This window comes from Microcoleus sp. AT8-B5, assembly GCF_036705565.1.
Taxonomy (GTDB): domain Bacteria; phylum Cyanobacteriota; class Cyanobacteriia; order Cyanobacteriales; family Microcoleaceae; genus Microcoleus.
The window spans coordinates 155,898-179,163 of the sequence record NZ_JAUBUY010000002.1 but is presented as its reverse complement, the minus strand read 5'-3'; the positions used below and the strand labels follow the sequence as shown (position 1 = coordinate 179,163).

Genomic DNA, 23,266 nt, shown 5'->3' with positions numbered 1-23,266 from the left:
TCTGAGGGTTCACAAAGATTTACATAGCTTTACTCTACAGCGCCATCCTGAAATCTAAGAAAATAGACTGGGAGGCTAAAGCCTCCTTGCCCCTTTCATCCCCGGACTAAAGTCGCGGGGTTTTCAGGATATTATTTATAAATTTTTTTTAGGAAAGGGAAGGGGAGAGGGGGAGAGGGGGAGAGGGGGAGAGGGGGAGATTGGGAGAGGGGGAGATTGGGAGAGGGGAAGATGGGGAGAGGGGGAGATGGGGAGAGGGGGAGATTGGGAGAGGGGGAGAGGGGGAGATTGGGAAAAATCTTCACGCTTGACTTGTTGGCTTAACATCCATCCGTTAAATTCTCCCTTGCCAATGCGTTGCCGAACTTCACGCTTGACTTATTGGCTTAACATCCATCGGTTACATCCCGTAGATTGCTCGTTGCCGAAATTCCCAATTTTTTCCAGATTTGATGTACGATCGCTACCAGTTTTGCAGAGGTCGAATTCCCAATGTCCCAAAACTTGACAGCAAGCTGGAATGACGCCCGCGAGGTTCCGAGTTTGCTCTTTGGCTGGAGTTTGTGCGGTTTATTGGCAATAGGCTCGATCGCCCCTACTCCTGCTGTCGCACAGCTACCTACCTCCGAACAAGTTAACAGCAACAGCCGGATCGCTCAAACAGGTGCGATCGTCCGCCCCGCAATCAAATTGGGCAGCCGCGGCTCGGAAGTGATCGAACTCCAAGCTGCTCTTCAATTGTTGGGCTTTTATACTGGCTCTGTAGACGGGATTTTCTCACAAAGCACCGCTAGAGCTGTGTCTCAGTTTCAGGAAGCAGCAGGCTTGCCTCCCGACGCCATAGTCGGTCAAGATACTTGGAATCGGCTGTTTCCTGCGACTCCGAGCGCGATCGAAAACCCGATCGCCAACGATCCTGTAACTGGCGACAACTCAGAGATTAGCCCCGAAGCGCAGCCAACCAATTTTCCAGTTTTGAGAAGACGAATGCGGGGGCCGGCAGTCAGAGATTTGCAAGAGCGGCTGCGGGCCAAGGGATTTTTGCGGGTGAGTGCTGACGGCGTGTTTGGCCCGGAAACTCAAGCTGCTGTCAAGGCGGCTCAGCGACAATACCAATTGCCAGCAGACGGCATTGTCGGTCGCGCAACTTGGGAAGCTCTGCTGCGTTGACAGCAAGGTGTAGAGTCTTGGACGCAGCAAGACTCAAGAAACCGGCTTTTTTACCTATAACTCTGGATGTAACGCCGTATTTTTGTAAAAAAACCCGGTTTCTGATATCCCCAAAGTCGAGATTTTATTAGCAAACTGCACATTGTGCGACCTACTAATTTTACAAATTGTTAATAATCGATTTGGGAAGTATTTCATCACATCAAAAAGTGTCAAGTTTGGTAAACAAAGTGTTTTTATGGGCGGAGTTGGTGTTAACTTAAAAACATGAGGGGCAAAACCAAGAAGCACAAAAAACTTGGATAAAAAATTTGGAATTAGAGTATTTGTCCCGATCGGCTCTAGTCCGCAGGCAACGCCTGAACCGTGTAGCTTATTAGCAAAGAAAGGTTGATATTGCGATTCGTATTGGTTAGATAGCTTGAGGCTATTGCATGAATCAAAAGTTGCGATCGCACAGTCAAACACAGAAGTCTGAATAGACTCCGCTGATAGCTAGCTCGTCTCCAGAGTAGTTGCAAAAAAGTCCACCTTAGTTGTAGTTTGCTGAAACTCAGTAGAGCTAAAATCCCACTTGAATCAACTTAATTTACAAAGTTTTTAGGGTCTGGCATCCGATATGCTAGGCCCTAAAATTTTGTTGTTGGTTATTGGTTATTGGTTATTGGTTAACCTCCTTTAAATGCCGAACAGCTTAGCCGGAAAGGATATTCCCAATGCCCAATTCCCAATGCCCAATGCCCAATTCCCAATGCCCAATTCCCAATGCCCAATAACTATTTAATTTCTTCAATTTGAGCATTCAAACCGTTAGCGCTGAGCATTTCTAGCAATTCCTCAGCTTTTTCGCGTTCCCGAAAAGCACCGGCTTGGATCACCGGTCGTCCGCTGGAAAAAGAGCGAAAAGCACCGGGAACGAGGGATTGCATTTTTTGTCGATCGCCCCAACTGTTGGCATCCACCACAACTCGATACCGGAAACCCAAAGCTCTGGCTCGATCGAATGACGGCGAATTATCCGCGGCATCAGGCCAAGAATTCCCCCCTAAAGCAGCAGGTACATAGCCGCCCCTTCCGATCGGAATGTTGCGGCCCGGAACCGGCAATCTCCCCTCGGAAGAAACCGAACTCGAACTATCAAAATTGGGAGGAATCATTGATTGCTGTACCGAAATTTCTGAAACAGATCGATAATTCGGATCGGGCACAGGAATTGCGATTGTCCCTGGGACTACCGATGAAGCACCGACATTCCTCCCAGAAAGCTCTTGGCGCTGGGCGCTTCGCGGTGCGGGTCGATTTTGCACCGGTCGCCTGGAAACGGGCGCAGGCGGGGGAAGTGGCGCTCTTTCAACTCTGGGACTTAGCCGTCCAGGAGTGTAAACAGGGAGAGAAGTGTCGGGGCCACCGATGCTGGGAGGTCGATCGGCTATACGCTGCAAAGCACTTCCCCCCATTGGCCCTGGGGTAAAAGTTCCCGCCACATCAACCGATCCCGTCGTCCGGCTGCTCGACAATTGATTGCCGTAAGCTGGGATTACTTGACCTTTGGCCGCATTGTTCACATCGTACTGGCCGTTGTTGCGAATGACATTGCCCCCTGGTTCGGCTGCTGTTCCCAAATCCGGCAGAGAACTCGATATCGCCACAATTCCGTCCCGCCGATTACTCTCGATATAATTGTTACGCAGCACCGGTCTAGCATTAGCTTGCACCACTACGCCGTCCTTATTGCGAGTAATTTTGTTCCCAATCAGCAGAGGCGAAGCGTTCTGCGCTACATTTACCCCAAATCCCGTGTTTTCAAACACATTATCTCGAACTTCCGGCTGGGAACTGCCAAAAATCGTGATGCCGTTAGCTCCATTTTTCGAGAAAACATTCCCGCCAATCGTCGGCCTGGAAGTACCCACTACCGAAATTCCGTCGTGAGTGCTCCCAGAAAAAGTATTGTTGACAACTGTCGGAGAACTCGATTCGATCCACAAAGCGTAACCGCGAGAGTTGGTATTCGTCACCGTCACCCCGCTGAGTCCCGCCCCGTCTGCGCCTAAAATCGCAATATTTTGACCCGCCGAAGTCGGACTGATAAAGTATCCTCCGCCTTTGATGACAATATTCTGACCGCGAGTGTTGGGATTTCCCTGAACTGTTACGCTGGGCCTGAGCATTAATGGAAATTTTTCGCCGGTTTGCTCGCTGTAAGTACCGGGCGCTAGCAAAATAGCTGTTTTGGGCGGGGCCACGCTTAAGGCGTAGGTAAGGGTTTTAAACGGAGCTCGATCGCTGCCGTTGCCTCCTGTGTCGCTGCCCCCGATCGAGCTGACGTACAGTATGTTAATCTCGCTCTCTAGGGTCTGAGAAAGTAGCTGCACTCCGGGTATCCCGGCAGCGATAACTGACGGTTGATGGTTGCCAAGGGCGGTCATCGCAAAGACGAGTAGAAGGCAAGAACTCAAACAAGATTTTTGCGATCGCTTTTCTTTGCACCAGGTCTGTTGTAAGTAAATCAGCATAAACAAACGCAACTTATCTGTGATCCGAGTTTCGCCTCCGGTGTTTCGTGTCGGGTTTTCGCGATCGAAATTTAAAGACGCCCGCCTGCTTGGGTTGTTCTCCCTTAATCTTTTGTGTTGTTCTGCTAACCTCACGGCTCTCCTCCCAAGTGTGGTATGCAGCTTAACGATTTCACTCTCATCAAGTTTGATCTATTATGCTTCGTTTTTCTCAAATTCAATAAAACTTAAAAATTTGTCTAAATTAAATCGGTTGAGGTAAAAATTAGGCCGATCGCTTTGCTACGATCTTGACCAAGAATTTCAAAGGTGGTACAAGCCCCCCCTCTCGATCCGTGGAATCAATCGAAAGCATCTCAAATCTAAAATCCTTGCGTCCCCCGAATTTATCTCGCGCAAGTCAATCCAAAATCCAAAATCTAAAATCTAAAATCGAATGACGGCGTGGGAGAATATAGCGGTTTGACTGGTAGGATTAATTATAATTAGGGTGGTTGTGAATGACCGACAAACAAAACAGAACTTTACCGGCACAGCCAGCCCTCTGCCGGATTTTAGATGCAAATTTAGATCGATCGCGCGAAGGGTTGAGAATTATTGAAGAATGGTGCAGGTTTGGTCTCAACAGCGCCGATTTAGCTGGGGAGTGCAAGCAACTGCGTCAAGAATTGGCTGCTTGGCACGTCGCAGAATTGCGAAGTGCTAGGGATACGCCGGCCGATCCGGGTACGGAGTTGACTCACCCGCAGGAAGAGCAGCGTTCGAGCATTCAGCAGCTACTGGAGGCGAATTTCTGTCGGGTGGAAGAAGCTTTGCGGGTACTCGAAGAGTATGGCAAAATTTACGATCGGAATATGGGCGCGGCTTTTAAGCAGATGCGCTATCGGGTTTATACTCTCGAAAGCGATTTGCTGGCTTACCGGCGCTACCAGCAGTTACTTCGATCGCAGTTATACCTTGTAACTTCGCCGAGAGACAACTTGATGGGAGTCGTGGAAGCTGCTTTGCAAGGGGGACTGACTTTGGTGCAGTACCGCGACAAAACCTCAGACGACGGCGCAAAGCTGGCCAACGCGCGTAAGCTTTGCGAACTTTGTCACCGCTACGATGCTTTGCTGATTGTGAACGATCGCGTGGATTTTGCGATCGCAGCGGATGCCGACGGCGTACACTTAGGACAGCAAGATTTGCCTGTGGCGGAAGCGCGCAAGTTGCTCGGCCCGGGACGGATCATCGGTTGTTCGACTACGAATGGCGAGGAAATGCAGCGAGCGGTTGATGCGGGAGCAGATTATATTGGAGTTGGGCCGGTCTACTCCACTCCTACTAAACCTGATAAACAGGCCGCAGGTTTGGACTATGTGCGGTATGCTGCTACTAAGTCACCGATTCCGTGGTTTGCGATCGGCGGAATTGATATCAACAACCTCGATGAAGTATTGAATGCCGGAGCTCAAAGGGTTGCCATAGTACGCGCGATTATGGAAGCAGAACAGCCTACTTTAGTGACGCAGTTTTTCATCTCGCAGTTGATTCGGATGCAGAATCTGAAAGCTCAGAAAGCTTTGCACGGGAAAAGCTAGGTTGATTGGGGATTTGTAGGGCGGGTTTAGCACAGGAAATCTGTGCATAAAATATAATTTTGTTACCAAACCCGCCCTGAAAACTGATATTTTTTTACTTATGATAAATCAAATTGCGCTGCAAGTTAACGGAGAAACCCGCAATTGTGCGATCGACACACCGTTACCAGAATTACTAGAACAATTGGGATTAAACCCGCGCTTGGTGGCTGTGGAGTACAACGGGGAAATTCTGCACAAACAATTTTGGGAAACTACACAAATGCAAGAGGGCGACATCTTAGAAGTTGTCACAATTGTCGGAGGAGGCTAGCCACAAATTGGTGACAAATTAAACCTCTATTCCGCCAGGGAATGAATTCCCTGGCTAATAGCTAAAGTCCTCTCAAGAGGACTAATGAGTTCTTCGGTCCTCATAGCGAGGACTTTAGCTTTGAGGCAGGGGTTTCAACCCCTGTCGGACTATCGGTTCTACGTTAAGTTATCAGGAATCAGCCGAACCTAGGAACGTAGAATTAAACTGCGACAGCTTCAGCCACAGCTTCAGCCACAGGTGCTGCTACAACAGGATAAATGCTGACTTTCTTGCGAGTTTTGCCTTTTCTTTCAAAAGTCACCACACCGTCAATCATGGCAAACAAAGTATCATCTCTGCCGATACCAACATTATTACCAGGGTGAACTTTAGTGCCGCGTTGACGGATCAAAATGTTGCCAGCTTTGACAACCTGACCGCCGTACTTTTTGACACCCAGACGCTGAGAATTAGAATCGCGTCCGTTACGTGTACTGCCTGTACCTTTCTTGTGGGCCATAATATCCTCAACTGTATTTACTATGTTTTATTCTGAATCAGTTTCGGCGGTTTGGGGAGTTTCAACAACTGCTTGAGTTAAGTCTCTGGCGGCCAAGACTGTACCGTTGACGCTAATCGAGTCAATCATAAAGCGAGTTGTTTCTTGACGGTGCCCTTTTTTCTTCCGAGTTTTCTTTTTCGGCTTCATCTTGTAGACGAGGACTTTGCGGCCCCGGAAATGCCGGAGAACCGTTCCTTCTACAGTGGCATTTTCTAGTAGAGGCTGGCCGATATGAACCTCGCCTTCGTGCTGGATCAGAAATACTTTGTCTATGGTGACTTTGGATTCAGCTTCAACGTGAAGCAGTTCGATGTCGTAGAAGCGGCCTGGTTCTACCCGAAATTGTTTGCCGCCGGTTTCAATGATTGCGTAAGTCATGGGATGGTTGTTGAGATTGCCGTACAGGTAGCTGAGTTGTCCGTTGTCCGTTGTCCGTTGTCCGTTGTCCGTTGTCCGTTGTTGTGAACTTTTGACTGGCGACTTTTGACGGATGACAGTTTTCTTTCAGCTTTTGGAATGTCTTAACCTGATCCGAGCCGGATTTAGACAGACAATCTACCATTATTCGCGATTTTGGTATTTTTGTCAAGTTCGATCGCGCTGGAAAGTTCTAATTAGGTAAGACTTACGCACGGGTGGTCAGAAACCGGGTGTTTTTACGAAAATTCTTCGTTTTCAGCCAGAGATTAGGTAAAAAACCCGGTTTCTTCGGTCTTAATGCGTAAGCCCTGTTAGGGATAAAATATAGAAGATGCTTTAACTTTTTTATCCCATTTCTCCAAAAGGTCGATCGAACTCGATTCAAGCAGTCGCAGAACATTTGCGCGATCGTAACAATTCCAAAGCTTGCTGTTTCACCCTACCCTCCATAACCTCTTTCTGCAAATTAATAAAAGCCTCAAAATCTTCTAAACCATACTTGGTCATCTGCAACTGCTGTCGCAACTGTTCTTCGGCCTCAACCGTTAAGTAACCTGTTGCCAAAGCTTTTCGGACAATTTTACTGATTAAAGTCATAGTAGATTTACCCTGAATACACCTACGTTAAAACACTGAAGTTTTGTCACCTGACTAACTCAGTTTTTAGTTTGTTTCATAATTACCCTTAAAATAGGTTAAATCTACCTTAAGGTCTATGTAAATAAAGTTATTTTTGATACATTGATGAAATCGTAGCGATTTTAAATGTAGAGTGCTATTAAATTGGTATCTTTAGTTTTTGCCAGACCACATTATTCTTCAAATACGTTAAATCTACCTTAAGGCATATTTAAACATAGCGATTTGTGACATGGGAAATTGTATGGCTTTTAAATGTAGAGTGCGCTTAAATTGGTATCTTTAGTTTTTGTCAGACAACAGCCGCCATTCTCTCACAGCAAAAGGAGGAACCAGCAATTCTGTTCCTTTTTGATTTTTCACGGGCAAACTCAACAGCAAAGGTCGATTGCTTTCCAATTGTGTAATTATTGATTTAAAATCGTATTCTCCGACATTAATTGGCAAATTCGACTCGCTCCAAATATCATTAGCATTGCCAATTTCCCGCTTGCCCGCCGCAACTTTCAGCGAAACAGGATGCTGCAATTCTGTTCCGGGAAATCCTACTAATCTCAGATTTAAAGACTTTACTACTCCCGACTTTACGCGCTTGTACAAAACAACTTGCCATGCTTTATCGTCTGTATCACGCAGGCTTTGTACGGATCGGAACATTACTGTCTCAGCAGTTTCGGGATATTTGTGAATCGAAGCCAAAGCGGGCGGGCTAACTGCTAAAATTAGATACAAGCACAAGCTAATAATAGTTAAAGCTTGACGCCAATAATGTATTCTCAACTTTCCATCCTCCGATAATTTTCCTTTATTTTACCATACAATAAAGCCTAAAAAAACGCCGACTTTCTATTGATAGGAATTCGGCATAATAATACAGCCTATTCGAGGTTTATGACGTACACCCCAGAAACCGGGTTTCTTTACAGTTCTCGCATCATTACTGATTCTGTTGAAGAAACCCGGTTTCTTTGTACTACAGGAAGGAACCGGGTTGATGAGACACGATTGCGTAAGTCCTAAATAATCAACCGATGTTCTATTTCCAATCGGTTTCAGCTTGCGATAGCACGTAAGCTGAAACATCGATAATTTGTTGTTCCGACAAACGATCTTTGTAAGCGGGCATAATACCTTTGCCGTTGGTTACTAAGTTGGAAATGTTGGCGATGGAATCCATGCCGTATTTTTTTAAGGCTTTTTGTTTCAAGTTTTTGCCGCGCCTGATAATGTTGCTGCCGTTGATGTGACACCCTGCACAGTTGGTGGTGAAGACTTCGGCTGCGGTTGTGGGATTTGTAGCTGTATCTGCGATCGCAATTTGGGAATTAGTGGCGATTTCTACAAATCCCAGTGTCAGTATCAATAGAAAGGCGGTGAGAATTTTTTTTAAGTTCTTTAGCGAAATCATTTTGTATTTGCCATTTGAAAAATAGTGCTGAATTTAATAATATCACTAAGTACGCATTTTGGGGGTTAACTCAGCGATTTATTCTTCCCAATCGAAGGTGCGGGAAACTGCTTTTTTCCAAAAGCGATATTTTTGCTCGCGAAGTGCGATCGGCATTTTCGGTTCCCAAGTACAATCCACCGCCCAATTGTCCCGCAATTCCGCTAGCTGACTCCAAAAACCCACCGCCAAACCTGCCGCATAAGCGGCACCGAGTGCAGTAGTTTCTGCTACCACAGGCCGCACCACAGGCACTCCCAAAACATCGCTCTGAAACTGCATCAGCGTGTGATTTCCCACCATACCTCCGTCTACTTTTAAAGACAAAAGCTGCACAGCAGAATCCTGATTCATCGCGTCCAATATTTCCCGCGTTTGCCACGCTGTAGCTTCCAATGCTGCGCGGGCAATGTGTGCCTTAGTCACGTAGCGAGTTAAACCTGCAATTACTCCCCGCGCGCTGTCTTTCCAATAGGGGGCGTAGAGTCCAGAAAATGCCGGGACAACGTAAACTCCCCCACTATCTTCGACTGTATTTGCTAATGTTTCTACTTCCGCAGATGTGTTGATGATGCCCAAATTGTCCCGCAGCCACTGCACTAGAGCTCCGGCGATCGCAATACTGCCTTCCAAAGCATACACAGCGGGCGATTCCCCCATCTTGTAGGCGACTGTTGTTAGTAATCCTTGCTTTGAAGGGACGATCGTCTCACCGGTATTCAGCAGCATAAAACAGCCCGTACCGTAAGTATTTTTCGCCTCCCCCAGACTGAAACAAGTTTGCCCGACGAGGGCGGCTTGCTGATCTCCCAAAGCAGCAGCAATCGGAACACCTGCAAGCAATCCTTTTGCAATTCCAAAAACTTGACTCGAAGGGCGAATTTCTGGCAGCATCTGGCGGGGAATTGCCATTATTTCCAAAGTTTCGGCATCCCAATCGAGGGTTTGCAAATCCATCAGCATCGTGCGGCTGGCGTTGGTAACATCGGTAATGTGCGCGCCGCCAGTCAGGTGCCAAATCAGAAAAGTATCGACATTCCCAAAAATCGCATCCCCTCGATCTGCTGCTTCCCGCAATCCTGCAATATTGTCCAGCATCCACTTAATTTTCGGCCCGCTGAAATAAGTAGCCAGCGGCAAACCGCATCGTTTTTGAAATCGATCTTTGCCCTCAACTTCAGCTAACTTTTCGCAAATTTGGTGAGTGCGGGTATCTTGCCAAACAATGGCATTGCCGTAAGATTTGCCAGTTTTTCTGTCCCAAATAATTGTAGTCTCGCGCTGGTTGGTAATACCGAGTGCAGCAATATCTGTGGGTTCGATATTGCCGATTTCGAAGGCATTTTTAATCACGCTTTGGGTGCGCTGCCAAATTTCATCGGGATTGTGTTCAACCCATCCTGGTTGCGGATAGATTTGCTGATGTTCTTGTTGGTTGCTGCAAATTATCTGTCCCAGGCGATCGAATATGATAAATCGGGTGCTGGTAGTTCCTTGGTCGATCGCTGCTACGTATTTTTTTACCAATTGTCTAAAACCTTTTTAGTAATGAGCTATTTAACGTATATGATACTATGTAAAACACAAGCTAATCTCAAAAACTTTAGTTTAGGGAACTCCACAAGTTGAAACTGGCAGATTTGCTGAGGCTCGATCGCACAATTAAGGTTATTGGCTTTGACGACGCTCCGTTTTCTCGTAGAAGCGGCAGCCTGGTGTCGATCGCGGGCATAGTCTGCGGGGTAACTCGATTTGAAGGAATGGTGTGGGGACAAGTCCTCCCAGACGGATTAGATGCCACGGATGCTATTTCTGGGCTACTCCTCGGAGGCAAATTTCTGCCGCAATTGCATCTCGTTTTGCTTGACGGAATTGCTTTCGGAGGCTTCAATATTATTGACCTTCCTGAGTTAGCATCGCGGCTGCAAATTCCTTGTGTTGCTGTCATGCGCCGCCAACCAGATTTAGCTGCTGTTGAAAAAGCCCTCCGCCATTTACCAGACTCGGAATACCGTTTAGAATTGTTGCGCCGCGCCGGGAAAATTCACGCTTTTGAACCTTTCTTTTTTCAAGTTTGTGGCGAACAACCGGAAGTAATAGCGAGGGTGCTTCAGCGTTTGACAGACACTGGTAAAGTTCCTGAAGCTTTGCGTTTGGCTCATTTGATTGGTGCGGCTGTAATTAATGGAGTTAGCAGCAGTTCTGCTTGAATTATGATTAAGAACAGGCAAGATGCCTGTTCCACAAAGAGGAAATTTTATTGTGGGTGGATCGGATATCCTGTTAAGAACGGGCAAGATGCCCGTTCCACAAAGAGGAAATTTTATTGTGGGCTGGGCCGGATATCCTGTTAAGAACGGGCAAGATGCCCGTTCCACAAAGAGGAAATTTTATTGTGGGCTGGGCATCCTGCCCGGCCATGAAAAGTTTATTGACAATGGTGCAATATCTCAGTTTCTACTCGCTTAATTACACAATTTCGCCCTCTAATTCACCGAATTCGATTTGAGTTCCCAACGCCAAAGTGAGGGTAGTTTCAGGTTCTACCATTTTTATATCACCTTGAATGTTTGTAACCCACCAAGCGCGATCGCACAAATTGGTCAATCCTAACGAAAGCTCGTTTCTCGATCGAGAAGTGACTATAGCTACAAGCCCGTTAGATGCTGCGGCTGTTAAACTCGGTATGTCAGAGGTGAATAGTTGAGTTCCCGCACTCAGAGGAATAACTCGACTTCCTAATTTCAGAGAAAATTGACCGCTGGTAAAAGAATTTACTGCGGGCTGATCTGATATAAAGGTAGGCGGAATATTTGTCGGTGTTGGGGCTGGCAAGTCAGAGTTTCCTACTGTAATTGTACAGTTGCCGATTCTCTTTTGGTCGCCCGATCGCAAATAACTCACCGCCCCGCTATCAAGATTCTCGCAAACAATTTGACCTGCTTCCAATTGAAACCGCATTGCTAGGGGCGAAACATTAGGAATGCAGATAATGGACAAATTTTCATCACTGCCAAAAGTCACTGGTTCCGCACCCAGAGTGAGAGTGCGATTTGCTCCCGTATCGTAACTAATTACTAGCCAAGCTTTGTTGAACAAAGTTTCAGCTACAACTAGCATAATTCCAATCCAAAAACCGATCGCAGCACAGCCAGCTAAACGGCCCGCCGTACCGGAGAGATTGTAAGCAAATAGAATAAACAAACAGCCGCCCAACACACCCCCAACACCGCCGCCTCCCAGGCCGCGAAGCGCCCCCAAATTAGGAATCCGCTGTGCCAGTCCCAGTCCTAACAAACTGCCAGCTATTCCCCAGCAAATTACTCGCAATAATTCGTTGTTTCCGTCGCCAATTCCGCTGTAAATACCTTCGGCGATCGCCCCAGAAATGGCTCCTGCAATTAAACCAAACAATCCGCCATTTTTTAAAGCCTGTTTAATTTGAGGCTTGCCTTTGATATAGTAATAATAGCCGAACATGATAGCCGTAGCAATACCACCGCCTACCAATCCAAACCACCGAGCTGTGGACAATACACTGTCAAAAACAGATTCCGAACCAGTGATCCCCTGCATGAAAGGTTCGGTGATGAGATTGCCGACGAAACCGCCGACAGCACCGCTAATGCCAAACTGTAAAGCTTTTTTAAGGGCTGATAGATTTCTTTTCACGGCGCACCAGATTTAAAGTGAGAGTCAAATCTAGCTACAAGCTCGAAAGTTAGGATTTCCGATTATCTTATATCTGGCACTATTATCGAGAACAGGCTTTCCGGCCTGTTCCACAAACACAAAGAGTGAGTGTTCTTGTGGGTAGTAGGGGTTGGGTAGGAAACATTGGTGTCAACTTAAGCTTTTAGTCCGCCAGTCCTCCCGCTCACCCGGCAGCCCGCCAGGGAATGAATTCCCTGTCTAATAGCGAAAGTCCTCTAAAAGAGGACTGAATCATTCATTAGTCCTCTTTTAGAGGACTTTCGCTTTGAGGCAGGGGTTTCAACCCCTGACGGACTATCGGTTTTACCTTAAGTTGACACGCCTTGGGCAAGAGAGCCCGCCCGTCCAAGACTGATTGAGAATGGTGCAAGATGTGAGACGATCGCACATCTGGCCCCTGTCTCCGCGCTGTCTGCCCCCATCTCCCGCTTCCCTCCATCTCAGGGCCAAGCCTTTGAACCTCGCGCCCTCGCCCGTCACAATTCCCGCTCAATGCTCTATCGCCTGTAACCCTTGCTGCCAGATAATTTTAGCAATTTTTTAACTATGAAATTTTAACTCCTCAGACCCCAGCGAGGGCCCAAATATGAAAAGGAATGTTACAAACTATTACAGTAACACTCAGAATGTGAACATAATGCCTCAAAATACTTGCGAGAGGTAGTTGTGTCAGAGAAGCAATATCCTTACTAACTGCCCGACAGTCACTCGATCGCCACTAAGTGGCCTGCTGCAATCTCGATCATAAATTAAAGATCGCATCAGTCATTTATGGTATTGTAAGCGACAGGCTTAGTGCGAGCACTCACAAGCGCACCGGCGTGAAGAACCAGCGCCGTTAAGCACCGAAGGCAGTCACCCGCCAACAACTTCAACAGTTGCTGAGTGTGGAAAGTCCAGCCTTCCCCGTCAAAGCTCCTGCCTGAGCAGGAAAGATACGGGACACAAGCGCCCGCCTTCGCTAGCTCAGCGCAGAGCAGTTCATATAGCAAAATATCCAGCGGGTACACACAAGATGAGTATCGTCACCAAATCAATCGTCAACGCAGACGCCGAAGCTCGCTACTTGAGCCCAGGTGAATTAGATCGGATCAAAAGCTTCGTCACCTCTGGTGAACGCCGCGTCCGCATCGCCCAAATTTTGAGCGAATCCCGCGAACGCATCGTCAAGCAAGCAGGCGACCAACTTTTCCAAAAGCGCCCTGATATTGTTTCTCCCGGCGGCAACGCTTACGGCGAAGAAATGACCGCAACTTGCTTGCGCGACATGGACTACTACCTGCGTTTGATTACCTACGGAATCGTAGCTGGCGACATTACTCCGATCGAAGAAATCGGTATTGTCGGCGTCCGCGAAATGTACAAATCTCTCGGCACCCCGATTGAAGCCGTCGCCGAAGGCGTTCGCGCTATGAAAAATGCAGCAAGCTCGCTGCTGTCTGGAGAAGATGCTTCCGAAGCTTCCTCCTACTTCGACTACGTTATCGGTGCGATGCAGTAAGGAATTTTGATTTTAGGTTTTCGATTTTAGATTGAAAAATTGGGGGTTGCCGGCAACAAGTTAAAAGCTATTGCAAATAACCAGCCACTTAAAAATCTTAAATCCCAAATCCCAAATTCCAAATTCTAGCTCCAAAATTGGACTGACTCAGCCACTTTCTAGGAAACAAGACAACCATGCAAGACGCAATTACCGCCGTTATCAATTCCTCTGACGTTCAAGGTAAGTACCTCGACATCAGCGCTCTAGACAAGCTCAAGAACTACTTTGCTTCTGGCGAACTGCGCGTCCGCGCCGCTACCGCCATCAGCGCTAATGCAGCCACAATCGTCAAAGAAGCAGTTGCTAAGTCTCTGTTGTACTCTGATGTAACTCGTCCCGGCGGCAATATGTACACCACTCGTCGTTATGCAGCTTGCATCCGCGACTTGGACTACTACCTGCGCTATGCCACCTACGCTATGCTAGCTGGCGACCCTTCCATCCTCGATGAGCGCGTGCTCAACGGTTTGAAAGAAACCTACAACTCCTTGGGCGTGCCCATCGGTTCTACCGTACAAGCAATCCAAGCAATGAAAGAAGTCACCGCCGGTTTGGTTGGTTCTGACGCTGGTAAAGAAATGGGCGTCTATTTCGACTACATCTGCTCTGGCTTGAGCTAAGACTCAGGAAGAAGGAAGAAGGAAGAAGGAAGTTCGGCAACGGATTCTGTAACGGATGTAACGGATGTAACGGATGTAACGGATTTCAGTCCGATGGAAGTCGGAAGAAGGAAGAAGATTTATTTCTTGCCTCTTTTAACTTTTTACTTTTTACTTTGGACTTTTTACCTTTGACTTTGAAAAGAGGTCAGGGAAGTTGAGAGTGATTGCTAGACCGTCAAAGGCTTGTCGAGAAAGCCCGACGAGTTTTAACGAGCTAGTTTTGACTCCTAACTCCCTGCCTTCAATCTTTAAAAAATCCATCTAATAATCTGTAAACCTACTCAGGAGTTAGTTTCCCATGAGAATGTTTAAGGTGACTGCTTGCGTCCCAAGTCAAACTCGCATCCGCACTCAGCGCGAATTGCAAAATACCTATTTTACTAAGCTCGTTCCTTACGACAACTGGTTCCGGGAACAGCAAAGAATTATGAAAATGGGCGGCAGAATTATTAAAGTGCAACTGGCTACCGGTAAGCCCGGAGCTAATACAGGTTTACTTTAAGAGCCGAAGCTGGATTAGTAGAGGGGTAAGAGGTCGCGATGACCTCTTTTTTGTTGTTATATAGCAATCCTCGCATCATTTGCATAATTATTGTAGGGGCAATCCCCCGTGGTTGCCCGATAGATAGGGGGTAGGCACTCTTAGCACTACCCCTACAAATTTATCTGAATCATTTAGGATTCCTCTAGTAGAAGGAAGAATGTCCAGCGTTGTTAATCTCATCATTGACAAATATTTCAATAAGAAGACAGTATAACTGCGATTATCGCTAACAAAACAGCAAGCATTTGTGGTAATGTAATAGCCTCTTTCAAGAATAAAGACGATAATAATATAGTAATCAGCGGGTAGATAGACGTAACACTCACTACATTGGCAACTTCACCTTTGCCAAGGGCTATAAAAAATACTAATGATGCCACAGTGCCAGCAACGCCAACTAACATGGCAAACAAAATTCCCCTAACATCTCCCTCAAAACTAAAATTATTAGTTTTGATAATAATAAATAAAGTAGTTAAAATAGCGCCAATTGCTTCATAAACAAAAGCAGTTTTATAGTCAATATATTTAGTCGCTAAATTGCCAAAAAATCCCCACAAACCATATAATAGCGAACAGATTAATGCGTAAATTAACCAATCTGGTACTTTAGCCATCTTTGTTAGAGTTTATTGAGAGCATTCTAAAATCCTATGGCTAATGACATTCGACGCTTGATTCCTTTTTTTGACCCCAGCGCCTCTGAATGGGCCGCTGAGGCGCGGTGGCTGAGGTGGCTGACTTTTCTGTGGCTGTTTGTCGGGCTGACAGCATTGTTTTCGGCTTCCTATCCCATTGCAAATTATGAACTTGGAGACGGCCTTTATTATTTTAAACGACAGCTAATCGCAGTGGCGATCGGGCTGGCCGGCTTTAACTTGATAGTGTACTCCCCACTGCGCTACATCATGAAAACATCTCAGTTAGGCGTTTTATTGCTGCTGGGATTGCTCTGGTTGACCTTAGTTCCGGGAGTGGGAACCACCATCAACGGGGCGACTCGCTGGATATCTCTGGGCCCAGTTCCGATTATTCAACCTTCTGAGTTAATCAAGCCGTTTTTTGTTCTCCAAAGCGCCCGCATTTTCGGTAACTGGCCCCGGTTGACAAATAAAGTTCGCTTAACTTGGCTGTTAATTTTCGGTGCAATGCTTTTGGGAATTTTGTTGCAGCCAAATTTAAGTACCACGGCTTTGTGCGGGATGACTTTGTGGTTGGTGGCTTTGGCTGCGGGCTTACCTTACTTGCAGTTGGGCGCAACGGCTATGGGGGGAATGCTTTTAGCGGTTTTAAGTATTAGTTTGAGGGAATATCAGCGCCGCCGGATTATGTCTTTTCTCAATCCTTGGGCTGATCCGATGCAAGACGGCTATCAGTTGATTCAAAGTCTCCTGGCTGTGGGTTCTGGGGGCATTTGGGGTGTGGGTTTGGGGATGTCGCAGCAAAAGTTATTTTATTTGCCGATTCAGTACAGCGATTTTATTTTTGCTGTGTTTGCTGAGGAGTTTGGTTTGGTGGGAGGTTTCTCGCTGTTGCTGATGTTGGCGGCTTACTCGACTGTGGCTTTGAGGGTAGCGATGAAGGCTCGAAATATTGAGTCTCAGTTGGTGGCGATTGGGGTGATGGTGGTGATGGTGGGACAGTCGCTGCTGAATATTGGGGTGGCGACGGGGGTTTTGCCGACTACGGGTTTGCCACTGCCGTTTTTTAGTTACGGGGGTTCTTCGATGTTGGCGAGTTTGTTGTTGTCGGGGTTGCTGATTCGGGTGGCGAGGGAGAGTTCTGAGGCTGATGTGGTTTCTTTAAACGGCCTCCGTGGAAAGCCGGGAAAGCCGAAGTTGCGATCGAACAACCCCACACCACAAACTGAATAATTTGTCAATAGTAAACACACTCGATTAACTGGTTCCCAGGCTATGCCTGGAAATAGCCAGAGGAAGAGCCTCGATTCTTACTGGGGCAAATTGGAGGCTCTTCCTCTGGATCTGCGTTACCAGGCAGATCCTGGTAACGAGTAATTGTAAATAAAAACTAACGATCGACTATTTCCGCCCGTCACCTTTATTGGGCGGTTCTTCTTGTTGTTCTTGAGGTTTAGCTGTGATCTCAGTTAATTCTTTTTTGTCTGGTTGCGGTGTTTCTTGAGTTGAGTTAGCCATTGAGTTTAGTCCTAAATAGATGCACCGCTTAATTATATCTTTTCCAACTGCAAACGTATGGCTGTAGATAGGGAGAGGAGGAGCCAGATAAACAATTCTGATGCACTGAGATTTGATAGCTAATACTGGAAGACTTTATGTAGATGCAAAAAAGTGGAAAGGCAAATTGGTGTCGGTTCTACACAGATTGAGGGTTGCAGCCAAACAAATCCGACGTGGACGCAAAAACATCTTTGTTAAGAATTAAATGCCGATCGCCATCTCGACTAATTAACCCTTGCTGCTGCAATTTTCCCAGCATTCGAGTTACTGTTACCCGCGTCGTGCAAATCGCATTAGCAATATCTTGATGTGTCAAGCGGATATTCAAACGAGTTCCCTCAACCACAGGCTGACCGAATTCCTGTTGCAATAATAGCAGTAGCTGATACAAACGGTCATCTACTCGCCGCTGTCCGGCGATCGCTAAAATTGCTTCCATTTGCCGCAGCCGCCGTACCATTTGAGGTAGCAACTCGTGAGCCAATTGAGGAGAAGCTTCGATTTCCACCATTGAATACCACATCAAATAAATATCTGATGTCGCCGTAGCTCGGTAAGTCTGCAAGCTTGTCAACCACAAACCGAAGCACATCGAAGGCCCAACCCAACCCAAAAGTCCTTCTTCCCCGCTTGGATAAAGCGTACTCAGTTGTGCTAGACCTTGACACACTCGCCAAAGGCCTTGCGACATCATAGGAATGGTTTCCCCCTTGGCATAAAAATGCAAGTTTCGACTCGCTCCTGTGTTATGCTGGATTTCCGCTAAAAGTGCTTTGGATGTTGGTGGCATATCCTTTATTTCCAGCTAAAAAACATTGGTCTGAGACCTACGCCTCTGACTCTAACCGACCAAGGTAAAGGTTTGGTAATCGTCAGGTTAGCGGCAAGATAAGCTTTAGTCATTAGTCATTAGTCATTAGTCATTAGTTGTTAGTCATTAGTCATTAGTTTAAGACTTATGCACCGGTAGCCAGAAACCGGGTTGTTGAGATTAAGTACATCGGCTTAAAAGCCTCTAGATAGGTTAAAAAGCCAGGTTTATTTGTTCGTAGTGCGTCCTGGACTATAGTTATTAGTTATTAGTGGTTAAGCTGTGGAGCATTTAAAATAGTATTGTAGGGTGCGTCAGTCCGCAGCGTTTCCCTTGCCGAGGGAAGCGATCGATCTGACGCACCCTACTGGCCTCGTTAGTGGTTTAAATGCTCCAAAGATTGTTTGTTAGTTGTTATAAAATGACTTAGAATAAGGTGGCTTTGTAAAAATAAAGGCACTCGTTATTTGGGGCTTTTTAAATAAATATTGATCGTGAATAATCCCTTCGAGTATTTGTTAAGAAATAGTCGGTTAATCAAGGTAAAAAAGAAAACAGAGGCGAGTTCTGAAGCTCGATCGCACATCCAGGCCGGCCGAGTCAACTGCTGCTCTGTGCTGCCACAACCTTCAAGAACTTCTAAAATAGTTCGAGAAGGTATCAAAAGACAAAGTAAGGTTTTTCATGGCCGATCAATTAATTCGCGCTACAGCCGCAGAGGGCGGAATTCGCGCTGTAGCCGTCATTTCCACCCGCCTCACCGAAGAAGCAAGACAGCGGCACAAGCTCTCCTACGTGGCTACAGCCGCCCTCGGCCGCACGATGTCAGCAGGGCTGTTACTCGCCTCCAGCATGAAGCGGCCCGAATCGAGGGTCAACATTCGCATCAAAGGAGATGGGCCACTGGGCGGGCTTCTGGTTGATGCAGGACTTGATGGAACAGTTCGAGGTTATGTGGATAATCCCGAAGTGGAACTGCCGCCCAATGCTAAAGGCAAACTAGATGTCGGCGGGGCAATAGGTGACGGGTATTTGTACGTGGTGCGGGACGTTGGATACGGCTTCCCTTATTCAAGTACGGTGGAATTGGTTTCCGGCGAAATTGGCGACGATCTGACTCACTATTTGGCAACCTCCGAGCAAACGCCTTCGGCTCTGGTTTTGGGGGTGTTTGTGGGGGCGGGCGGGGTAGAAGCGTCTGGGGGTGTGCTGTTGCAGGTTCTGCCGAAGGCGGCAACGGACGAAAAATTGGTGCAAACTTTAGAATCTAGAGTTGCTGAATTGTCGGGCTTTACGCCACTGCTGCGATCGGGCAAAACGCTGCACCAGATTCTCGAAGAGTTACTGGGAGATATGGGCCTGGAAATTTTCCCGGAAACTCAGATGGTGCGCTTTGACTGTGGCTGTTCGTTCGATCGAGTTTTGGGAGCTTTGAAAATGTTGGGCGAAGCGGAACTCCAAGACATGATTGAAAAAGATGGGGGGGCTGAGGCTACGTGCCATTTCTGCAACGAGGTTTACCAAGCTAATAGCGACCAACTTGCGGAACTCATCGGCGATTTGCGCTCAAACTCCGGTTCTTGAGACGATAATGTGTAATTGGCTCTATTGAGTGCGAGTTAGGGATGATGGCCTTGACCAATTGCCAATTACGCATTATCAATTACCTAATCACAAAATTTTGATTGTGGCGGTTTGGCGATCGGCTCTTGCAGTCTGGGGCCGACGGGAGTATGTAAAAGTGATGAATACATTTTATAGAGCAGTTGATAGCAGCGCTCGCAGTTTTTAAATAACTAACGCTGGCTGGTTGCTGTTTGTGGTGAGGATATGAGTCAAGATCGCAAAATACCAGGCCGTTGGTCTGCATCAGAATCCTTGGAGTCAACAAAGGATACTTCGTCGCTGGTGCGCTTACCAGCAAGGAAAAACCGGGCCCAACGACTTAAAGAGCTCCGAGAGTTGGTTACTTCGGGAAAACTGCCGGGAGGGCATCTGGAACTACCGCCGAATTTGTCTGGGGAAAACTCGCAGCCGCCGGAGGAACAAAATCCGTTTTGGCGGAACTGGTCGAATAAGTGGCAGTTTTGGCTGGCGCTGAGTTTGATGCTATCGGTGGGTATGGGGTTTGTGGCAATTGCGTCTTTGCTCAACCTCACCTCGCAGTCAAATTGCTCAAAGATTTTTTGGCCGACGGCTTCTGCTAACGATCGCTTTTTTTGTGCTCAAGAAGCAGCAAGCAAGCGGACGGCGGATGATTTGCTCAGGGCGATCGAATTAGTGAATGCTTTGCCACAAAACCATCCGCTGCGGCCGAGAATTAACACTCAAATCGATCGGTGGTCGGAGGATATTATTAGGCTGGGAAATGCTAGTTTCCAAGAAGGAAAGCTGGATGAGGCGATTGCCCTCGCTCGTAAGGTTCCTAAAAACGTTCCCGCTTACCCGAAGATGGAAAAGCAGATTGAAAAGTGGCAGTCGATATGGAGCGATGCAGAGAAAATTTACCGCACGGCGGAAGACCACTTGCGTCAGGAAGAGTGGCCGCTGGCTTTCAGCCAAGCTACTCTGCTTTTGGATTTGGGAAATACTTTCTGGGAATCGGCTAAGTACGAGGAATTGACTAAGCTAATTCAGACGACTAAGGCGGAGGGCAATAAGTTGCTAAAAGCCCGAAATACAGCCTCCGAGGGAGGTCTCGACAATCTGGTGACGGGGATTAAGCTGGCTCAGGGAATTGATCAAAACAGTTATTTGTATCAAGCTGCCAATAAGGCGATCGCGGAATTTAGCAAGAAAATTCTGGAGATCGCCCAAAAACGATTGCAAGCAGGGGATTGGCAGGAGGCGATGGCGATCGCTAACAAGATTCCAGAGTCGGCAAATTTAAGGGAACAAGTACAGGATTTTAATGAGTTGGCGAATGCTACTTCTCAGGCTTTGACTGGCTCTGTTGAGGGTTTCTCCAAGGCGATCGAGATTGCTCAAAAGTTAAATTCGGGCCGCCCTTTGTACAAACAAGCTCAAGATTTAGTCGGCCGCTGGCAACAAGAAATGGCTGATGTCAAAGTTTTGGATTTGGCAAGCAGGCTGGCGGCGCCTGGTGGGGTAAATGATTTGAGGGCTGCGATCGCGCAATTGCAAACAGTCCCGGAATCAAATCCCCGCGCTTCGGAAGCTCGCCGTCAAATTAGCACCTTGAGCCGTCAAATCGAGCTGCTCGAAGACAGTCCGTATTTGCAAAGAGCGAATGATTTGGCGAGTATGGGCGATCCGAATGCTCTGGAAGCCGCCGTTGCTCAAGCTTCTCGGATCGGTAGAGGTAGGGCGCTTTACGTGGAAGCTCAAGCCAAAATTCAAGCTTGGATCGAGAGGAGACAGCGGCTTGTTGACCAGCCGTTTTTGGATAGAGCTCAGCAGCTAGCGGCGGCCGGCAATTTGGCGGGGGCAATTGAGATGGCGCGCCGGATTCGATCGGGACGGGTGCTTTATCAGGAAGCTCGATCGAACATTCGGACTTGGGAGGCTCAATTTCAGGGCGAGCAAAATTTGCAGAACGCCCGTCAGACGGCCCGATCCGGGACTGCTGACGCTTTGCAAACGGCTATTGCGCTAGCAAGTCAGGTGCCGGAGTCGAGTTCGCTCCGGTGGCAGGCGAGTGAGGCGATTGATGAGTGGAGTCAGCGGATTTTGGCGCTTGGTGTCGAAGAGTCGTCGTCGGATCTGGCTGGGGCGATCGCGACTTTGAAGAAAATTCCTTCGGGTACTCGGGCTTTTGAGCAAGCTCGATCGCAAATCCAAGTTTGGGAGGAGTCGCTGAACCCTCCTGAGCCTGAATCTCCCGATGCTGAATATCCCCCTCCCGAACCGCCGGAAATTGAGCCTCCCACCAGCTCTGGCAATCGCTAGGTTAACTGGTTTGCCCGACATTGGGCGGGGGTTTAAAGTCTGAGAATTAGTGCTTGATTTGAGTTTTAACTCAAATCAACCATCATTCTCAATCAACTTCTAGGGGTGGGTTTACGAATCATACTCACATTGTCAACAAATTAAATAAAGCCACCCCCACCACGCGATAAAACTCAGAGAATCTCTATTTAACGAACCGCGAAGACGCAAAGGGCGCGTTCGGCGAAGCCGTTCCCGTTCCCCGCAGGGGTTCCCGAAGGGTAGGGTAGGAAGAAAAGGAAGAGAAGAGAGACAAGAGAAAGACTTCACAATTGATACGAGGCTTGCTATAGCAGTTTTCTATTGGGTGAGGTACATCTTAGCAATTACCTTTTTCCCAATGATCAATTACCAATTACCTGTAATTTTAGATCAATTAAACATCCGCCGGATTTAGGTGCATCATTGCCCAAGTGGTGTAAGTGCCGATCGGACTCCAAAGTATGTAAGGCAGCAATAACAGGGCGGCTGGCTCGGAAACTGGCAACACTGTTAAAGCTAGGATTACGCTTAAAATAGCGCCCGTTCCGCCGATTATTGTGCCGACTTTTAGGCTCCTAACTTTGCACATAACCGAGGTGTAAGACATAGTTACTATTTCTAAAAGCAGGTACAAACCCATTCTCAGCCAAGTCTCCTGAGTTCCTGGTTGTTTTTCCCACACTATCACTGCTGACCAAGCTGCACAAATAAAAATTACTGTCCAAATTAGGGGAATTGCTTTTTCAAATACTAGCCATCTCGGACGCTGCAAGCGGTTGAACCATTGGATGTCGCTGGGCGGGATGAAGTTAGCTGCTAGTGCTACTACAAAGGCGACGCCTCCAATTACCATCCAGGATTTAATCATTTTTTTACCTTGGGCAAGTTTGACAGGTTCAATTCTGGAAATATTATCTCTAATTTTGGCGATCGCGCCATCTGTCCTCAGTTATATTAGGTTGGGCTGATTCGCGAAACCAACATCAGTTCAAAAGTTATTTAGGCTTCAGGAAAACCTCTATTTATTCTCTTCAATTCCCCTTAATAATATAAAAAATGTGACCGAAAGCATCCAGGATAAAACCCCCCGGATTCATTCCGAAAGCAGACTCAGGACCCAGAAACAAAAAACCTGTATCCGATAAAGGAGCCGCCGAATTTATCCGTGGGGTCAATGCCTCAATTCTAAAATCTAAAATCTAAAATCTAAAATCTAAAATCTAAAATCT

22 protein-coding genes are annotated in these 23,266 nt (G+C 47.1%); 11 read left to right on the top strand and 11 right to left on the bottom strand.

Annotated elements, in window-relative coordinates; translation table 11 throughout:
* The first annotated feature begins 492 nt into the window (after nucleotides 1-492).
* Nucleotides 493-1,170 (top strand): peptidoglycan-binding protein, encoded by a 678-nt coding sequence (locus QUB39_RS02270; RefSeq protein WP_333052055.1) that lies wholly within the window; start codon nucleotides 493-495, stop codon nucleotides 1,168-1,170.
* 776 nt (nucleotides 1,171-1,946) lie between these two features.
* On the opposite strand, the gene QUB39_RS02265 is transcribed toward QUB39_RS02270, so the two are convergent.
* Complete coding sequence (locus tag QUB39_RS02265; RefSeq protein WP_333207756.1) at nucleotides 1,947-3,821, bottom strand: DUF1565 domain-containing protein; 1,875 nt, start codon at nucleotides 3,819-3,821, stop codon at nucleotides 1,947-1,949.
* Between the two features lie 365 nt (nucleotides 3,822-4,186).
* Between QUB39_RS02265 and QUB39_RS02260 the strand changes: the two genes are divergently transcribed.
* Complete coding sequence (locus QUB39_RS02260) at nucleotides 4,187-5,269, top strand: thiamine phosphate synthase (RefSeq protein ID WP_333207755.1); 1,083 nt, start codon at nucleotides 4,187-4,189, stop codon at nucleotides 5,267-5,269.
* Nucleotides 5,270-5,369: 100 nt separating this feature from the next.
* Complete coding sequence (thiS, locus tag QUB39_RS02255) at nucleotides 5,370-5,582, top strand: sulfur carrier protein ThiS (RefSeq protein WP_333207754.1); 213 nt, start codon at nucleotides 5,370-5,372, stop codon at nucleotides 5,580-5,582.
* A 202-nt stretch (nucleotides 5,583-5,784) separates the two neighbouring features.
* On the opposite strand, the gene rpmA is transcribed toward thiS, so the two are convergent.
* From rpmA to glpK, 6 genes are all read right to left on the bottom strand, one after another.
* Complete coding sequence (rpmA, locus tag QUB39_RS02250) at nucleotides 5,785-6,084, bottom strand: 50S ribosomal protein L27 (RefSeq protein ID WP_333052045.1); 300 nt, start codon at nucleotides 6,082-6,084, stop codon at nucleotides 5,785-5,787.
* Nucleotides 6,085-6,111: 27 nt separating this feature from the next.
* Entirely contained in the window at nucleotides 6,112-6,504 is a 393-nt protein-coding gene (rplU, locus tag QUB39_RS02245) for a 50S ribosomal protein L21 (RefSeq protein WP_333036112.1), read from the bottom strand.
* Between the two features lie 423 nt (nucleotides 6,505-6,927).
* Nucleotides 6,928-7,143: a hypothetical protein gene (locus QUB39_RS02240; RefSeq protein ID WP_015176895.1), complete on the bottom strand. Its 216-nt coding sequence runs from the start codon at nucleotides 7,141-7,143 to the stop codon at nucleotides 6,928-6,930.
* Between the two features lie 324 nt (nucleotides 7,144-7,467).
* Nucleotides 7,468-7,965, bottom strand: coding sequence for a DUF3122 domain-containing protein (locus tag QUB39_RS02235; protein WP_333052043.1), 498 nt, complete (start codon nucleotides 7,963-7,965; stop codon nucleotides 7,468-7,470).
* A gap of 256 nt (nucleotides 7,966-8,221) precedes the next feature.
* A complete protein-coding gene (locus QUB39_RS02230; RefSeq protein ID WP_333460178.1) occupies nucleotides 8,222-8,593 on the bottom strand; it encodes a c-type cytochrome in 372 nt (123 codons plus the stop codon).
* A gap of 78 nt (nucleotides 8,594-8,671) precedes the next feature.
* Nucleotides 8,672-10,159 carry a glycerol kinase GlpK gene (gene glpK, locus QUB39_RS02225; RefSeq protein WP_333484991.1) on the bottom strand — a complete coding sequence of 496 codons (1,488 nt, stop codon included), beginning with the start codon at nucleotides 10,157-10,159 and terminating at the stop codon, nucleotides 8,672-8,674.
* Nucleotides 10,160-10,257: 98 nt separating this feature from the next.
* Here glpK and QUB39_RS02220 point away from each other — a divergent pair, with 98 nt between their 5' ends.
* Both QUB39_RS02220 and QUB39_RS02215 read left to right on the top strand, forming a co-directional pair.
* Nucleotides 10,258-10,842, top strand: a complete 585-nt coding sequence (locus tag QUB39_RS02220; RefSeq protein WP_333052036.1) for an endonuclease dU — start codon at nucleotides 10,258-10,260, stop codon at nucleotides 10,840-10,842.
* Between the two features lie 22 nt (nucleotides 10,843-10,864).
* Nucleotides 10,865-11,101, top strand: coding sequence for a hypothetical protein (locus QUB39_RS02215; RefSeq protein ID WP_333207750.1), 237 nt, complete (start codon nucleotides 10,865-10,867; stop codon nucleotides 11,099-11,101).
* Here QUB39_RS02215 and QUB39_RS02210 read toward each other — a convergent pair whose 3' ends face one another.
* Nucleotides 11,102-12,304, bottom strand: a complete 1,203-nt coding sequence (locus QUB39_RS02210; RefSeq protein ID WP_333484990.1) for an FHA domain-containing protein — start codon at nucleotides 12,302-12,304, stop codon at nucleotides 11,102-11,104.
* A 1,057-nt stretch (nucleotides 12,305-13,361) separates the two neighbouring features.
* Here QUB39_RS02210 and apcA point away from each other — a divergent pair.
* The 3 genes from apcA to QUB39_RS02195 all read left to right on the top strand — a co-directional run bounded on the left by apcA (nucleotide 13,362) and on the right by QUB39_RS02195 (nucleotide 15,053).
* On the top strand, nucleotides 13,362-13,847 hold the full coding sequence (gene apcA, locus QUB39_RS02205) for an allophycocyanin subunit alpha (RefSeq protein WP_333036136.1): 486 nt from the start codon (nucleotides 13,362-13,364) through the stop codon (nucleotides 13,845-13,847).
* 176 nt (nucleotides 13,848-14,023) lie between these two features.
* Nucleotides 14,024-14,509 (top strand): allophycocyanin subunit beta, encoded by a 486-nt coding sequence (gene apcB, locus QUB39_RS02200; protein ID WP_006634930.1) that lies wholly within the window; start codon nucleotides 14,024-14,026, stop codon nucleotides 14,507-14,509.
* A gap of 340 nt (nucleotides 14,510-14,849) precedes the next feature.
* Nucleotides 14,850-15,053, top strand: a complete 204-nt coding sequence (locus QUB39_RS02195; RefSeq protein WP_006634929.1) for a phycobilisome linker polypeptide — start codon at nucleotides 14,850-14,852, stop codon at nucleotides 15,051-15,053.
* A 236-nt stretch (nucleotides 15,054-15,289) separates the two neighbouring features.
* On the opposite strand, the gene QUB39_RS02190 is transcribed toward QUB39_RS02195, so the two are convergent.
* On the bottom strand, nucleotides 15,290-15,712 hold the full coding sequence (locus tag QUB39_RS02190; protein ID WP_333052031.1) for an EamA family transporter: 423 nt from the start codon (nucleotides 15,710-15,712) through the stop codon (nucleotides 15,290-15,292).
* Nucleotides 15,713-15,748: 36 nt separating this feature from the next.
* Between QUB39_RS02190 and QUB39_RS02185 the strand changes: the two genes are divergently transcribed.
* Nucleotides 15,749-16,969 (top strand): FtsW/RodA/SpoVE family cell cycle protein, encoded by a 1,221-nt coding sequence (locus tag QUB39_RS02185; RefSeq protein ID WP_333484989.1) that lies wholly within the window; start codon nucleotides 15,749-15,751, stop codon nucleotides 16,967-16,969.
* Between the two features lie 463 nt (nucleotides 16,970-17,432).
* Here the strand turns inward: QUB39_RS02185 and QUB39_RS02180 are convergent, their stop codons facing one another.
* Nucleotides 17,433-18,086: a Crp/Fnr family transcriptional regulator gene (locus tag QUB39_RS02180; RefSeq protein ID WP_333460179.1), complete on the bottom strand. Its 654-nt coding sequence runs from the start codon at nucleotides 18,084-18,086 to the stop codon at nucleotides 17,433-17,435.
* Nucleotides 18,087-18,791: 705 nt separating this feature from the next.
* On the opposite strand from QUB39_RS02180, the gene hslO reads away from it, so the two are divergent.
* Together hslO and QUB39_RS02170 are read left to right on the top strand one after the other, a co-directional pair.
* A complete protein-coding gene (gene hslO, locus QUB39_RS02175) occupies nucleotides 18,792-19,691 on the top strand; it encodes an Hsp33 family molecular chaperone HslO (RefSeq protein WP_333052024.1) in 900 nt (299 codons plus the stop codon).
* A gap of 246 nt (nucleotides 19,692-19,937) precedes the next feature.
* Entirely contained in the window at nucleotides 19,938-22,016 is a 2,079-nt protein-coding gene (locus tag QUB39_RS02170) for a hypothetical protein (protein ID WP_333207747.1), read from the top strand.
* A gap of 415 nt (nucleotides 22,017-22,431) precedes the next feature.
* Here the strand turns inward: QUB39_RS02170 and QUB39_RS02165 are convergent, their stop codons facing one another.
* Entirely contained in the window at nucleotides 22,432-22,905 is a 474-nt protein-coding gene (locus QUB39_RS02165) for a TspO/MBR family protein (protein ID WP_333207746.1), read from the bottom strand.
* Nucleotides 22,906-23,266 lie beyond the last annotated feature (361 nt).